At 66.8% G+C, this 14,462-nt stretch carries 8 protein-coding genes; 4 read left to right on the top strand and 4 right to left on the bottom strand.

Annotated elements, in window-relative coordinates; all coding sequences use genetic code 11:
- Positions 1-137: 137 nt before the first annotated feature.
- The gene (locus Ssi02_RS03430) at positions 138-764 is read right to left on the bottom strand and encodes a TetR/AcrR family transcriptional regulator (RefSeq protein WP_239128571.1); all 627 of its coding nucleotides are present in this window, start codon (positions 762-764) and stop codon (positions 138-140) included.
- A gap of 50 nt (positions 765-814) precedes the next feature.
- On the opposite strand from Ssi02_RS03430, the gene Ssi02_RS03425 reads away from it, so the two are divergent.
- Together Ssi02_RS03425 and Ssi02_RS03420 are read left to right on the top strand one after the other, a co-directional pair.
- A complete protein-coding gene (locus tag Ssi02_RS03425; protein ID WP_204020902.1) occupies positions 815-1,744 on the top strand; it encodes an NADP-dependent oxidoreductase in 930 nt (309 codons plus the stop codon).
- Positions 1,745-2,019: 275 nt separating this feature from the next.
- Positions 2,020-2,949, top strand: a complete 930-nt coding sequence (locus Ssi02_RS03420; protein WP_204020900.1) for a DUF5996 family protein — start codon at positions 2,020-2,022, stop codon at positions 2,947-2,949.
- 149 nt (positions 2,950-3,098) lie between these two features.
- Here Ssi02_RS03420 and Ssi02_RS03415 read toward each other — a convergent pair whose 3' ends face one another.
- On the bottom strand, positions 3,099-3,800 hold the full coding sequence (locus tag Ssi02_RS03415; protein ID WP_239128570.1) for a thiamine pyrophosphate-dependent enzyme: 702 nt from the start codon (positions 3,798-3,800) through the stop codon (positions 3,099-3,101).
- Between the two features lie 272 nt (positions 3,801-4,072).
- Here Ssi02_RS03415 and Ssi02_RS03410 point away from each other — a divergent pair, with 272 nt between their 5' ends.
- A complete protein-coding gene (locus Ssi02_RS03410; RefSeq protein ID WP_239128569.1) occupies positions 4,073-4,657 on the top strand; it encodes an enoyl-CoA hydratase-related protein in 585 nt (194 codons plus the stop codon).
- A 55-nt stretch (positions 4,658-4,712) separates the two neighbouring features.
- Positions 4,713-4,949 carry a 3-hydroxyacyl-CoA dehydrogenase NAD-binding domain-containing protein gene (locus tag Ssi02_RS03405; RefSeq protein WP_204020896.1) on the top strand — a complete coding sequence of 79 codons (237 nt, stop codon included), beginning with the start codon at positions 4,713-4,715 and terminating at the stop codon, positions 4,947-4,949.
- 254 nt (positions 4,950-5,203) lie between these two features.
- On the opposite strand, the gene Ssi02_RS03400 is transcribed toward Ssi02_RS03405, so the two are convergent.
- Both Ssi02_RS03400 and Ssi02_RS03395 read right to left on the bottom strand, forming a co-directional pair.
- Entirely contained in the window at positions 5,204-5,836 is a 633-nt protein-coding gene (locus Ssi02_RS03400; protein WP_204020894.1) for a hypothetical protein, read from the bottom strand.
- 69 nt (positions 5,837-5,905) lie between these two features.
- A complete protein-coding gene (locus Ssi02_RS03395) occupies positions 5,906-14,128 on the bottom strand; it encodes a LamG-like jellyroll fold domain-containing protein (protein ID WP_204020893.1) in 8,223 nt (2,740 codons plus the stop codon).
- Positions 14,129-14,462 lie beyond the last annotated feature (334 nt).

Here is a 14,462-nt window from a genome sequence, read left to right as displayed (position 1 = left end):
TAGCCGCCCAGATGTGCCGGCCACGCCGAGAACGCGCCCGCATCCGCAGCGAGAAGGGCCTCCGCTGGGGCGGCCGGCCTCTCGCGCCGGCAGCTTGAAACACTCACCCAACCCGGTGATCGTTTCCGGTCACAGCACTAAGGCACCATCACCAGTGGCAGCCGGACCGCCGGGGGCAGTGGCGGGATGGCCGGCTCGGCCCGCATGCCCTGGATCAGCAGCGCGGCGAAGCGCCGCGAGGCGGCCACCGCGGAGGCTCGCGAGGTGGTCCGGATACCGCCGTTGGCCATGAGCATCATGATCAGGTCGTCCAGGACGAAGTCCGGGCGCAGCTTGCCCGCCGCCTTGGCCCGGCGGGCGAGTTCGGCGACCTTGCCCAGCGCCCGCTGCCGGTCCGCGGCGAAGTCGATCGCGTGGGGGAAAGCCGAGACGAACGCTGCGGTGAAGCCCCGATCCAGTGCGTGCAGTTCACATATCCGCTCGATCATCCGATAGAAGCCGCGCCATGGGTCCGGATCGGCCAGCCCCTCGTCGACGATGGCGGTGCAGGCTGCCATCTGCTCGGTGAAGACGTCGGTGACCAGCGCCTCTTTGGTCGGGAAGTGCCGGTAGAGCGTCGCGGGACCAACCTCGGCACGCCGCGCGATTTCGCGCATCGCCACGTCCAGCCCCTGCTCGGCGAACGTCGTGCGGGCCACTGCGAGGATGCGCTCACGGTTGTCCCGGGCATCGGAGCGCAGGGAGTGAGGCAAACGGTTCGTCACCGCTCTCACTTTAGCCAAACGGACGGGGTGTTCCGCTAGCGTCCGACGGCATGAGAGCACTGACATTCGCCGAGTACGGTCCCACAAGCGTCCTTGAGGTCGCCGACGTACCGGAACCACACGCGGGACCGGGCCAGATCCGGGTGGCTGTACGAACCTCGGGCCTCACTCCCGCCGACTGCTACCTGCGCTCAGGCCGGTTCCGCGACGTGGCGCCGCTGCGCCTGCCCCACGTGCTCGGCGTGGATGCCGCAGGTGTGGTCGATGAGGTCGGCACAGGAGTCACCGGTATCCGGCCGGGCGACGCGGTCTTCGGCGTCGTCGATATCGCGGAACTCGGCGGCGCGAACGCCGAATACGCCGTCCTGGCAGCCTGGGAGCTGAAGCCGGACGCGCTGAGCTGGGAGCAGGCCGGCGGTGCGGCCGGGAACGTCGAGACCGCCACGCGTGTCCTCGACCGGCTGAAGGTCGGCACCGGCACGACCCTGCTGATCGAGGGCGCGGCCGGCGGGGTCGGCACGGTCGCCGTCCAACTCGCGGCGGCCCGCGGCGCAACCGTCATCGGTACGGCCAGCGCACGCAACCACGAGTTCGTCGCGGGGCTGGGGGCGACTCCGACCACCTACGGCGCCGGTTTGGGCGAGCGGGTCACCGCCCTGGCACCAGGCGGAGTCGACGTCGTCCTGGACTGTGCCGGATCCGGTTCGCTGCCCGATCTGGTGGACCTAGCCGGAAGCCCGGACCGGGTGGTGACCATCGCCGACCTGAACGCCGTGGAGTTCGGAGTCCACCTGTCACGCTCGGCGGGCCCCGGAGCGGACCCGCAGGCGATCGAAGGGCTCGCCGCAGCCGCCGCCCTCGCACAGCAGGGCCGCTTCACCGTGCCGGTCGCGGCCGCCTTCCCCATCGAGAACGCGGCCGCGGCGCACCAGTTGAGCGAGACCGGCCACGCCCAGGGAAAGATCGTACTCACCCTCTAGTGTCCTGCGCCGGAAATTCGTCGGCACCATCGGGCGAGGGATTCGGCAACGCGACCCGCGCCGAACGATCAACCGCGGATGTCGACTTCACCAACGACCTGATGCGGCCGGCCGCCGGCGGCCGGCCGGCCTGATCCGGGGTCGTATCCGTGCCCGGCCGGGCACGAGCTGCGCGCGTTGCTGCGATCCGAGGCGTCGCCGCAGCTCAGCCGGGCAGGAAGAGACCGGCGGCCCTGATCGGCACGCGATACTGTGATCACGGAAAGGGGGCCGTCATGGACATGTTTCCGCCGTTGCCGCTGGAGGAGTGGTCTGATGCGAAGGAGACCATGCACCGGTTCGCGCAGATCGTTGGCAAGGTGCGGCTCGCGGCGAGCGACAGGCGCAACCACTGGTGGAACGTTCCGTTCCATCTGACCGGGCGCGGGCTGACCACCCGGCCGATGGGTGGGCTGGGCGAGATGCCGCTGTTCTGTATCGACTTCGATCTGGTTCGCCACCGCTTGGTGGTAGACGTCCTCGACGGGCGTAGTGCTGAGTTCGAGCTCGCGGGGCAGTCGGTGGCGAGTTTCCATGCGAATCTGTTCGCCGTCCTCGAGGGCTTCGGGCTTAGGCCGGAGATCCGGGCGGTGCCGTTCGACCTCGGCGATCAGGTTCCGTTCGCCGAGGACAGCGCACACGCCGCATACGATCCCGCGTTGATCAACCGCTACTGGCGCATCCTGTCGCAGGTCGCCCGGCTGCTCGAACGCCATGCCGCCGGCTTCGCCGGCAAGATCAGCCCGGTGCACCATTTCTGGCACACCTTCGACATCGCGGTCTCTTCCTTCACCGGCCGTGTCGTGAGCGGGGCGCCGCAGGTCGATCCGGTGAGCAGGGAGGCCTACAGCTGGGAGGTGATCAGCGCCGGGTTCTGGTTCGGGGATGCCGAACGGCCCTGGCCCGCGTTCTACTCCTACACCGCCCCCGAGCCGCCGGGCCTGGAGCGGGAGCCGTTGCGTCCCGAGCAGGCGGAGTGGCTCCCGGCGCGCGGGAGCCACTTGGCGATCCTGCGCTACGACGACGTCCGGGAGGCCGACGATCCCGTCGCCACGGTGCTCGACTTCCTGCGCAGTGCCTATACCGCGGGGGCGAAGCTCACTCACCTCGACGCGCAGAAGCTCGCCTGCCCGGGCGGTGTCACCGACCCATGGTACGAACCCTGACACTCGCCTCGCGGACGCCGGTGCTCTGGAGCGGACTCGCCTTGCTCATTTCGCTACGCAGCGCGGGCGTCTCCCGGCCCAGGACGAACCGATGTGACCGCGGGCCGCGCCGCCCGCCGTACATCGCATATGCTGCCCCGCCGGTCGGCTCAGTGGTGCCGGAACGCCTCCTCCAGCCACCACGCGCCGGAGTTGCTGACGATCTTCGCGTCGATCAGCATCGGCCTGGTCCGCGGCCCGGACACCCATGCCGCCACCGCATCGAGGTCGGCCGGGCGGCGGACCGTCACCGCTTCGAAGCCATAGCCACGCCCGATGGCGGCGATGTCGGTGTCGGGGAAGGCGACGGTGTCGAGGGGGTATCCCTGCGGACCGAAGTGGTGCACCTCCGCCCCATAGCCGCGATCGTTGTAGACGACAACAAGCATGGGCAGGCCAAGCCGGACAACCGTTTCGAGTTCCTGCGCGGCCATGAGCGCGCCACCGTCGCCCAGCGCCGCGACGGTGAGCCGATCGGGTCTCGCCAATGAGGCTCCGATGGCCGTGGCCAGGCCGAGTCCGATCGACTGGAACGCCTGCGTGAAGCAGAAGCCCTCCTCGTCCGGCACGGACAGGAACATCGACGGATATCCCATGAAGTTTCCGGAGTCGACCGCGACCAGCCGCTCAGCCGGAAGCAGGTCGTCCAGACGGATGGACAGAGTGCGGGGATCGATGAGTTCGCCCGTCGAAAGGTCGCGGTAGGGCTGATCCCGCCACCGACGCCCCTCGGCGATGCGATCCAGCACGGCAGGCGAACGATAGCCGGTCCGGAGTTCTGTGAGCCGGCTCGCGAGCAGCCGCGCGGTCACGCCCACATCGCCGTTGACGCGCTTGCGAGAAAGGACTGCGCAGTGACGCGCCTCCGCGCCTCCGCACCGCTGACCACCGACTAGCGGCATTTCGACTTCCGAGTCGACGCAACGATCGCCACGGTGACCTGAACCGGCCGGACAAGCTCAATGCGCTCACCTTCGAGTCCTACGCCGACCTGCGCGATCTGCTCACCGAACTCCCCCACCACACAGGCGTCAAGGTCCTCGTCATCTAAGGGCAGGGCAAGGGCTTCTGCGGCGGCGGCGACGTGAACGAGATCATCGGCGAGCTCATCAAGATGCGCGCAGGCGACCTGATGAAGTTCACCAAGATGACCGGCGAGGTCATCCGGGCCATGCGCGAGTGCCCGATCCCGATCATCGTCAAGATCCAGGGCATCGCCGCCGGCGCCGACTCCGTCATCGCCCTGGCCGCGGACTTCCGCATCGTCGGCACCTCGGGCCGGTTCACCTTCCTCTTCACCAAGGTCGGGCTGTCCGGCGGCGACATGGGCGCGGCCTACCTGCTCCCCCGCGTCGTCGGCCTCAGCGGCGCGACATCACTGCTCCTGCTCGGCGACCCCATCGACGCACATACCGCCGACCGCTACGGCCTCGTGTCCCAACTCGTCGACGACGACGACCTGGACGAAGCCGTCGCCACCCTCGCCACGCGCCTGGCGGCCGGCCCGACACTGGCCTACGCGCAGACCAAGAGCCTGCTGACCCGCGAGCAGGACATGTCGTTGTCGTCGGCCCTCGAACTCGACGCGATGGCCCAGGCCCTGCTGATGACCACCGACGACCACGCGGCTTTCAACGCGGGCCGCCCGCCGGCCTGGCGAGGAAGATAGAGATGTGCGGACCCCGGTGGCCGCGTGCCTCCCACAATCCTGAAGGTAGGCCGATATGAACATCAAGCGCGTGCTCGTGGTGGGTGCGGGCGCAATGGGATTCCATATCGCGCTGCTGTGCGCACGTGCCGGGCTGGAGGTCGGCTGTTGCGACTTCGCCTCAAACGTGCTGGACGAGGCACAACGAAAGCTCAGGGAACGCTCCGAACGCGACATCGCCAAGGGGCGCGTCCCTCACGATCGCGAAACCGACGCCTGCAGCCGGCTTCGATTCGGCACGTGCAGCGGGTAGGACACTGCCGCCGCCGTCACCTCGGAGACGGCGGGAAGCAAGGTGGACTCGGCCAGTCCACCAAGCGCGGCGGCCGACAGGAGGGAGCCCGCAGCCCCAGTAGGGCCGGGAACCTGTGCAAGGCGGTCGCTGTTCTTCAGAATCATGGGGTCGCACGAGGATGAAATAGGTTCGCTGCAGCATCCTACGCCACGCCGCCGTAACCTTTGGCGCGATCGTTCTTTCCTATCGACACCCGGATACCGCAGAGCCGATTACAGATAATCGTAGTCGATCAAAACTCCAGATAGAGAATTTTTTGCCGCATCTGATATATCACTCCGTGGAGACGATGCACTCTGCACAAGAAACTCCCTAACCAGTCCACCCTCCCAACCCGTACTTGCGACAATCGGCCAGAACCGCAGCCCGTCATACAATTCACGACCCGACACGGCTGCGATTACAGATCGGACCATATCATCATTTAGATTAATCTTCAGAATGGCCACCGCCCGAAATGCACCATCCATAACGGCATCAATCTCAGTGGCCAAACACCATTGAACCTGAGTTGAAGCATCGCCACGGTGCTCACCCAAGCGGACCACTGCATCACCGATCGCCGTCTGAACGAATGCCGCGACGGGCGCCCGGCGCTGAACCGCGCCACGCAGGAAGTCAAGAGCTTGATCATACATGCATGAACCGAGCGCCATGGTCAGCTGATACTGCGTCTCCCATGTGCGCGGGTTTTCGATCTCCCTTCCCAGAGCGTCCAACAACGCCGGCCCCGCTATCGGATCCTTCAGTCTCCTCAACTTCTCGGCCGCCGATCGACGACTGCGCGCGGATCGATCGTCAAGCTGGGATATCAGATCTCCCACTGAAACATGTGCCGCACCCATAGCCCACTCCTACGCCGCCTACATAGCGCATGATCCGGCAGCTTAGCCTAAACTAAGCCCCGTCACACATCAATCGAACCTGCCGAACCCGGCACCGCATCCACCTCGCTCTGCACAAGACATTCCGGGGGTCACAAATCCACGATCTTGAGCGCTTGAATTACATGCATGTCCTTCAAGGCACAGATTCTCACTGTTCAGGTTACCGCCAGCAGACCTCGGGACATTCTTATGCCCCACTGCCATATTAGCTGGATTAGCCGTCGTATGCCCGCATCGCCAACATTCATAATATCCGCCGGTTCTGGCAAACTCCTCATTTAGCATGCGACGCCTAATTCCCCGGGTGACATTCTTTCCTGCCGTTGGGCCTCCCGAGCTCGCAGCCACTTCACGTGCGGGGGCTGACTCTCCGTCTCGGAATACAAAAAGCGGCAACTGACACGGATTGGAATTGTGAACTAATAGGGGGCTGTCCCCCGCAATCACGTGGTAGGTGTGGAGATCACCGACCGTGAGGTTGTGGACCCGCTGTTTGGCGGTGCGCTTCTCGATAGTGGAGATCTGGACGTAGGTGCCGGCCGAGGTCTGCAGCAGCATCCCCGGCGTGAGCTGGGACGCCGGGAGCCATTCGCGTAGCTCGGGGACCCAGAACGGGTGGTTGCCCGTTGCGGTGAGGAGTTCGGTTCCCGTGGAGGGGCCTTGGATGCCTTCGCCCATGACGGTGATGTCCACCAGGGTCTTGTCGCCCTCGCCGGTGATCAGGGCGGTGACGGGGCGGGGTCCCGCTTGGCCGGTTTCGGGGTCTGCGGCCATGACGCTGTCGCCGAGCCGGATGTCCTCGATGGGCTTGCGTGAGCCGTCGGCCATCAGCACGAGGGTGCCGGGGATGAAGCTGTTGCCCTCGCAGTCGCTGGATGAGTCGGCCGGTAGTTCGGGGGCGACCTGGTCGATGACGTCGTCAATCAGTTCGTCTGTGGTGTTCTCGATGAAGTCTTCGACGACTTCCTTGGCGCAGCCGCGCCAGCTTGTGCAGCCGCGCCAGTCGCCCATGGGTTCGGCGCCGGCCTCTTCCAGCATGGACTCGACGACGGTGTTCATGAGGTCGTTCTTGGTGGTGTTGTTCGAGGAGTTGCCGCCCTTGCCGCGGCCTCCGCCCCGGCCAGAGTTGCCCTTGTTGCCTTTGCCCTTGTTGCCGCCGCGTCCGGCTGTGCCCTTGTTTCCGCTCTTGCCGGTGCCCTTGTTGCCCTTGGACCCTCTCCCCGAGGTGCCCTTGTTGCCCTTGGACCCTCTCCCCGAGGTGCCCTTGTTGCCCTTGCCGGCTTTGGCGCCGGAGCGGTTGGTCTTGGGACCGCCCTTGTTGGCCTTGGCTCCGCTTTTGGCGTTCTTGGGTGGTTTGGCGTTGGGTTTCTTCTGGCCGGTCTTCGCCGAGTGGCCCCTGGTGCTGTTTTTGCCCTTAGAGCCGTTCTGGGCGGCCTTCTTGCCCGTTTCCTGACCGGCTTTACGGGTGCTGGCCTGCGCACCCGTCTTCTTGCCTGTCTGGCCTCCGGCTTTCTTGCCCGCCTCGCTTGCGGCTTTCTTCGCGGTCTGGCCTGCGCCCTTGCCGACGCCCTGGCCCGCCCGCTGGGCGGCCTGGGGCAGGGCACGCTGGGTGGCTTGCGGGGCGACCCGCTTCACCACCTGTGGGACCACCCGCTGGACGACCGCCGGTACGGCGCGCTGCGCTATCTGCCTGGCGGCGACCTGGACGAGTACCCGGACGCCCACCCAGATGAGCGGGATGCAGAACGGGCAGTTGCCCGAGGGGTCGGTCATGGCCAGGGGGTCGCCCATGGCGTAGGTGTAGCGGTTGAGGTTGACCGACGGATACGGGCTCAAGGCGACGTCGTCGCGCGAGATGAACCCACCGGTGCCCGGCTGGTACCAGCGGGCCAGCATGTTGACCTTGCCGGTGTCGGGGTCGGTGTACTCGCCCTGGTAGCCGAGTCTGCGCTGGGCGCCGGTGCGGGCGACGACCTTGCCGTGGGGGTCGTAGGCGGCCGAGTCGACCAGGGCGGTGCCGGTGTAGGTGGCCACCAGGTCGCCGTGCAGGTCAGACATGGTGGCTACCGCCGGTCCTGTGCCTTCCTGGAGGCTGAGCAGGCCGCCTGCGGGGTCTCTGCCGTACTTAGCCTGCACGGTGCCTGCGGTGTCGGTGACGGCGGTGAGGTGGTTGTCGATGCCGGAGTACAGGTACCGTTCCTCCGCCCCCGCTTTGGTGCGGGAGGTGACGCGGCCCATCGCGTCGTATCCGTAGGAGATGTCGCCGTCGGTGACGAGCCGGTCGAAGGCGTCGAAGGCGAGGTTCCTGGTGGTGGCGCCGGTGGTCTCGGAGGCCAGGGTTCCACGCGGGGTGTAGGTGTAGGTGCTGCCGGCGCCCGAGGTCAGCCGGTTGCGTTCGTCGTAGGTGAAGTTGTCGGCTCCGGCGCGGGTGCGGTTGCCGGCGGCGTCCCATTCGTAGGTGGTGGCGCCTGCGGGGCCGGTCCAGGAGGTGAGGCGTCCGGCGCGGTCGTAGGCATAGGTATTGTTGCCGGCGCCGGCGGTGCCTTCGGTCGCTTTGGAGGTGAGTTTGTCGTCCTTATCCCACCCGTAGGTGATCTTGGCGAGCTGACCGCCGGTGCCATCCTTCAGCGTGTGGACCAGGAGCCGGTCCATCTCGTCGTAATCGAAGGTCTGTGAGTTGGCGGGGGTGGCCGAGGTAAGGGTCTTGAGCCGGTCGGCGATGTCGTAGCCGTAGGTAAAGGACCTGCCGCTGACCGGGTCTGCCGCCGTCGCCAGTCGGTCGTCGTCATCCCAGGAGAAGAGGGAGGTGCCTGTGTCGTCCACCCTTTCGGTGGGGTTCCCGTAGGCGTCGTAGTTGAAGGCGGCGATCTGCCTCCCAGCTTTGCGAACTGCGGTGAGCAGGCCGCGGTCGTTGTAGTCGAGGCCGTAGTCGCCGATCTGGGTCTCGCGGCCGACCATGTCGTAGGAGTAGGTGCGCTGGGGGGTCGCCACCTGCGCCCCGCTCCCGGTCTCGCTCTTCGCCCGGTCCAGACGGTCGTAGACCCTGTCCACACGCACGCCGCCCGGAGCCAGGGTGGTGACGGCGTTGCCCAGCGCGTCGTAGGAGAAGGTCCAGGTGCGGTCCGCCGGCTGGGGGTGCGCGGTGGTGGAGGGCTCGATGGTCGATTCGACCAGGCCGAGGCTGTTGTAGGTGGTCCACACGGTGTTGCCGCGGCCGTCGGTGGAGCGGGTCGGGTTGCCGAGGGCGTCGTAGCCGAAGGTGGTCGTGATCGACTGGGTGGCGTTCACCGGTTCGACGAGCTGGGTCACCTCGCCCGAGGCGTCGTAGGTGCGCTGCACCGTGTGGCCCTCGGCCGAGGTTTCGCTGGTCGGGTTGCCGTCCGCGTCGTAGCCCGTCGAGGTCTGGCGGAGCACCGTGCCGGTGGCGTTGAGGTCTTTGGAGCCGATCTCCCTGCCCGCCAGGTCGAACTCGGTGACGGTGGCGTTGCCCAGCGGGTTGATCACCTTGACGGCGCGTCCGGCCAGGTCGTACTCATAGCGCGTGGTGTCCAGCATCGGGTCAGTCTCCGCGGTGACCTCTCCGGCGGCGTTCAGCTCGTAGAGGGTGACACGGTAATCCGGCCCGGTCTCCTTGGTCTTGTTGCCCGCGTCGTCGTACTCAAGAGTTGTGACGAAGGTGTTGAGGGTAGGTTTGCGTTCGACGATCGTCGCCGTGTTGACGCGCCCCAGGTCGTCGTAGGTGCTGCCGGTTTTGGCACCGGTTGGGTCTGTGACGCTGAGCAGTTCACCCACGGTGTTGTACTCGTAGACCCAGACGCCTCTCGCTCCCATGGGCGGGTTTGCCGCCGGCTCGGTGACCCGAACGCGGTTGCCGAGCGCGTCATATTCCGAATTCCAGGAGACTCCGATTGCCTTGATGACCCCGGTGACCCGTCCAGCGGCGTCGTACGAGTAATGGGTGGCCGGTGTGGCGCCGGCCAGTCCGCGGATCTCGTTGTCGTTGAGTGCCCTGCTGTAGGCGTGCACCTCGTCGATGTCGCCCCGGAAGGAGTGCTCGTATGCGCCGTTGTGCTTACCCGCGCCTATGAGAAGGCCGCCTGTGGAGTTCCAAGCGCTGGTGTAGGTCGCGGCCGCGGTCGCTTCACCGTTCTCATACAGCCTTATCCGGCCCGCTGCCGCATCGTAGACACCGACCAGATGGGTCCACTCGTTCAGCTTGGCGGCGCGGTTTGACACCGCCTGAGTTTGGGCCGCCGCAGGGGTGTCGGCCTCGTAGGCCACCATGCGCCGCTTGCCGTCGCCGGCGTCGTAGGCGACTTTGAACGCGCTGCCGCTCGCGCCGGTCTGGCTGACCGCCGTGGCGTTGACGTCACCGCGAGTCAACCGCACCCACGCGCTGACGGTGTAACTCGCATTGGTCGTCAGTGCGGGGGTCGCGGTCACCGCGTGGGTGCCGGCGTCGAAGCGCACTCCCGCGCCGGTACGGCCGGTGGTCCAGGCCGTGGTTCCGGCTAGGTTTGCGGTGCGGCCGCCGACTGCGTCGGCCAATGCCGTACCCGTGCCCTCGTCCATCTTCCAGCGGCCGACCACACCTGTGGGCGGAGCGGGCGCGGTACGAAGCGGCGCGAAGTAGGCGGCGTCGCGCGTGGACACGACACGGCCGAGCCGGTCGTAGGCGGTGGTGGAGGTGCGGCCCTCGGCGTCGACGATGTGGGTACGGTTACCCGCGTTGTCGTAGCCCGCGCGGGTGGTCGGCCGCGTTGAGGCGGCGGCGCCGTCGCGCTCCACCTGAACCTGTGGCGCGACGGCCTCGATGAGGCGGCCGGCCTTGTCGTAGGTGTAGTTGGTCGTGTGGCCGGTGGCGCCGGGCAGGTTGCCGCGTGGGGAGGTCATGGCAGTGACCAGGCCTCGGTCGTCGCGTGTCCAGGTGGTGACCAGGTCGACGGCGCCGTTTTCGACGGTGCGGCGCACCGGTAGGTCGTCGGCGTTGTAGACGGTCTCCACGCTTTCGGTGCGGGTGGTGCCTGCGGCGCTCGCGACCTGGCGGGTGACGTTGTCGTTGGCGTCGTAGGTGAACTCGACGGTGCGGGCCAGCCCGTTGGGGTCGAAGGTCTGGGAGATGACCCGGTCGGCGGCATCGTGGACGAAGTTGACGGTTTCTGCGCCGCCTCCGGTGATGCGGCGGCTGAGATTGCCCGCCGCATCGTAGATGTTCTCCTCAAGCACCACGTCGCGTCCCGTGGTGGAGGCGTTCAGGCGTACGCCGACGGCCGTGACCTTGGCGAGGCTGTCGTCGGACAGGTAGGTGCGGCTGATGGTGCGGCCGGCGGAGTTGGTGGTGGAGGCCAGGCGCCCTTCGAAGTCATAAGCGAACGACTCCAGCACCAGATCGGCCGGCGGCTGCGGGGCCACCGGGCTGCCCGTCCAGTTCTTGAGCGTGCGGGTGGCAAGCTCACCGCGCGGAGTGTAGGCGTAGACGACCTGGTGGCCGAGCTCGTCGGTGGTGGAGGTGCGGGCACCGGTGTTGTCCCAGGTGTGGGTCACCGTACCGTTCTCGGCGCCGGTCACGGTCTCAACCCGGCCACGCGCGTCGTAGGTATAGACGACCTTGCGCTCTGGGTCGCCACCGGTCAGGTCGACCACGCTGCTGGTCAGGACCTTGCCGTCGGCGTTGTAGGTGTTGCGTGTCTCGGCGGTGTGCACGGCACGGGTGACCTCGTTGCGCACGCCCGCCCCGGTGTGGGTCAGCACCTGGCCGAGCCCGTTGTAGGTGAAGGTGGTGCGCACTCCGGCTGGCTCGGCCTGGGAGACTTCGACGCGCGCCGCAGTGCGGCCGATCGCGTCGTACTCGTAGCGGATGATCAGGCCTGGGGCGTCGGTCTCCTCGGCCAGGTCTCCGGCGGAGTTGTACTTGTAGGAGGCGGTGGCACCCCGGGCGTCGGTCTCGGTCTTGATCAGGCCGGCCGGGGTAGTGCCGCCGCCCACGGCGGGTTCGGTGCCGTCGGTGTAGGTGGTGGTGGCGGAGCGCCCGCTGGGGAAGCCCTGTACGGGCGGTGTGGTCTCCTTGGTCTGCTCGCCGTACTGGTTGTATTCCCAGGTGGTTAGGTAGCTGTTGTCGGTCGGCCCGCCTGAGCGGGCGTCGCGGTAGGCGACGAGTTGGTCGTTGCGCGGGTCGAACTCGTCGGCCGCGTTCAGGTGGTAGGTGTAGTAGTCCGGGGTGACCGTACAGGCGCCTGGGATGGCGGGGTCGCAGTCCTTCGTGGTGAGCAGGTTGCCGCGTTTGTCGTGTGTCTGCTGGACCACGATGCCGTTGCGGTCGTCGATCTCCGATATGAACCCGCCGGTGTCGTACTCATAGAGCGTGGTCTTGCTGAGCTGGTCGGTCTCCGACACCAGCCGGTATCCGCGCCAGGCGTCGTGCGTGTAGACCATGGTGCCGTTGCGGGGATCGGTCACCGTCACCGTGGATTTGCCGGTTGCCGGAGTGTAGACGGGTGCCCCGATCTGCCAGACGCCGCCGTTCTCATCCGTGTGGGTCTTGATCCGGTCGGTGGCCGCGTCGAAGGTGTTCTCCATCCACACCCGCCCCGACGGCAGGGTGATCTTCTTCATCCAACGCGGCTCGGCCAGCCTTGCGTTGTAGTGCTGCTGCACCTCGGCGGCCATGAGCGGCCGGTCGTAGACCGCGACCTCGTCCATCGCCCCGCTGTAGGGGAAGGCCGTGCGGGTGCCTGCGGTGCCGGGCACGCTCGGCGAGTGTCCCGGCAGGGCTTCGCCGTCTCCCAATTGGGCGCCGGGTTTCCACTGGACGCCCGCGGCGGTCAGGGTGCCGACCTGCTGGCCGTCCAGGAACATCGTCTGCGTGTTACCGAAGATCGTTAGCACGATGTGGTGCCACTGCCCGTCGTTGACCGGGGCGCCGGTGGTGATGGGGGTGGCTGACTCGTCGAACGATCCGCGCAGCCTGCCGTCCACCCCGACGTATAGCAGCGTGGCGTTGTGGCTGGAGGTGCTTCCGTATTCGTGGGCGGAGAGTACCGTGCCCGAGCCGGTGGTCTTGATCCACAGCTCCACGGACCCCTGCTCCTTGTGCGCGGCGACCGTCTGGTTGGGCAGGTAGACAGCGCTGTTGGCGAACTCCGCGGCTGTGTCGATAGTGCCGGCCAGAGCTCCGGGAACACCCAAGGTCACGTTGCCGTAGTTCGCGGTCTCCCCGGCGCTTCCAGCGTTCGCCCCCGTCGCGCTCCCGGCCGCCTCCCCCAACCGCCAATAGTGTTCAGGCGCCGAGTTCACGACGCTATTGCGATAGTTCGACCCGGCCTCGTAGGTGTAGTCGGTGCAGTTGTTCGGCGCCGGCTGCGGCAGGCACACCTTCGTGAGACTTCCGGAGGTGTACTCGTAGGTCCAGGTCAGCGGGGTGCCGTTCACCGGGGCGGTCGACACCGACGCCACCCGGTCGCCGCTCCAGGTGAACGACAGAGATCTGCCGCCCGCACCTGTCACCGTCTCCAGCCTGCCGCCCGCCCCGTAGACGAGGGTCTGCGCCCGGCCCCGCACGTCGGTGACCGAGGTGAGCCTGCCCTGCCCGTCGAACACGTAGACAGTGCCCGACTTGTCCATCAGTCTCCACCCGCCGCCCGCGACGACGCCGAGGGTGGCGTGCATGCCGGGCGGCGGCTGGAATGTGCCGTCGCCGTTGTCGCCGAACCGCACCTCGCGCCCGTCGGGATAGGTCACCAGCAGCATCGCGACGCCGGCGATGGTCTCCTGCCGTACCCGCATATCCCACCGCGTCGACCATCCCGCGCCGAACATGCCAGTGGTGCGGTGGTCGAGGCTGTTGTAGGAGCGGACCACCGACAGCGGAGGGCCGGCGACCTTGACGACGGCGTCGGTGAAGGCGGTGGTGTAGTTGCCCGCCAGGTGGTGGAACGCTTGGCCGTTAGCGCCGCGTGCGGAGAGCTGGGAGGTGACGGACGGCTGGATCACACCGGTGGTGAATGAGTGGACCGGGGAGCTCTGGGTCAGGCTTTCGATACCCTCCCTGGCGGTGACCCGCCACCAGTACTGCTTGCTCCACTTCAACTTGCCGACCGGGACTTTCCAGGTGCGGTCAGTGCTCCAGAGCGAGGTCTCACAACCGGTCCCGGTCATGTCCACGTTGTCGCAGATCGTGAACTGGTAATCGATCACAGTGTCGATCCGCACCGCATGTGCGTAGGCCTGGAGTTCGGGGGTTCTGGTCGCCACCATATTCTCGTGACCCGGCGACTGAAATGTGATGTCGGGGCGGATGGCGTACGGATTGCACGCCGTCACCCTCCGAGCAGAAGTGCCGACAGGCACAAACGTCGCCCTACGCTGCACCACCGCAACTCAGAGCGCGATCAGCAAACACTCAGAAAGGCAACCCGGAACGATCAAAGCGACAATGAAGATCTTTATCACAAAACGACAACACCACACACCGGTGACGCTTGACCACATATCGCACAAACGCTGTAAATAGGACGTTCGTCAAGTCTCTCTACGGTGAACTTCTGCAAGCTGACGGTCTCTTCGGAGCGGTCGGATGAACACCTGC

Source organism: Sinosporangium siamense (assembly GCF_016863435.1).
In the GTDB taxonomy this organism is placed as follows: domain Bacteria; phylum Actinomycetota; class Actinomycetes; order Streptosporangiales; family Streptosporangiaceae; genus Sinosporangium; species Sinosporangium siamense.
This window is presented reverse-complemented; position numbering and strand designations above follow the sequence as displayed.

Excerpts from the sequence above, each read along its gene's own strand:
- Ssi02_RS03425 (WP_204020902.1), top strand. The coding sequence starts at position 815 with ATGAGAGCACTGACATTCGCCGAGTACGGTCCCACAAGCGTCCTTGAG.
- Ssi02_RS03420 (WP_204020900.1), top strand. The coding sequence starts at position 2,020 with ATGGACATGTTTCCGCCGTTGCCGCTGGAGGAGTGGTCTGATGCGAAG.
- Ssi02_RS03405 (WP_204020896.1), top strand. The coding sequence starts at position 4,713 with ATGAACATCAAGCGCGTGCTCGTGGTGGGTGCGGGCGCAATGGGATTC.
- Ssi02_RS03400 (WP_204020894.1), bottom strand. The coding sequence starts at position 5,836 with ATGGGTGCGGCACATGTTTCAGTGGGAGATCTGATATCCCAGCTTGAC.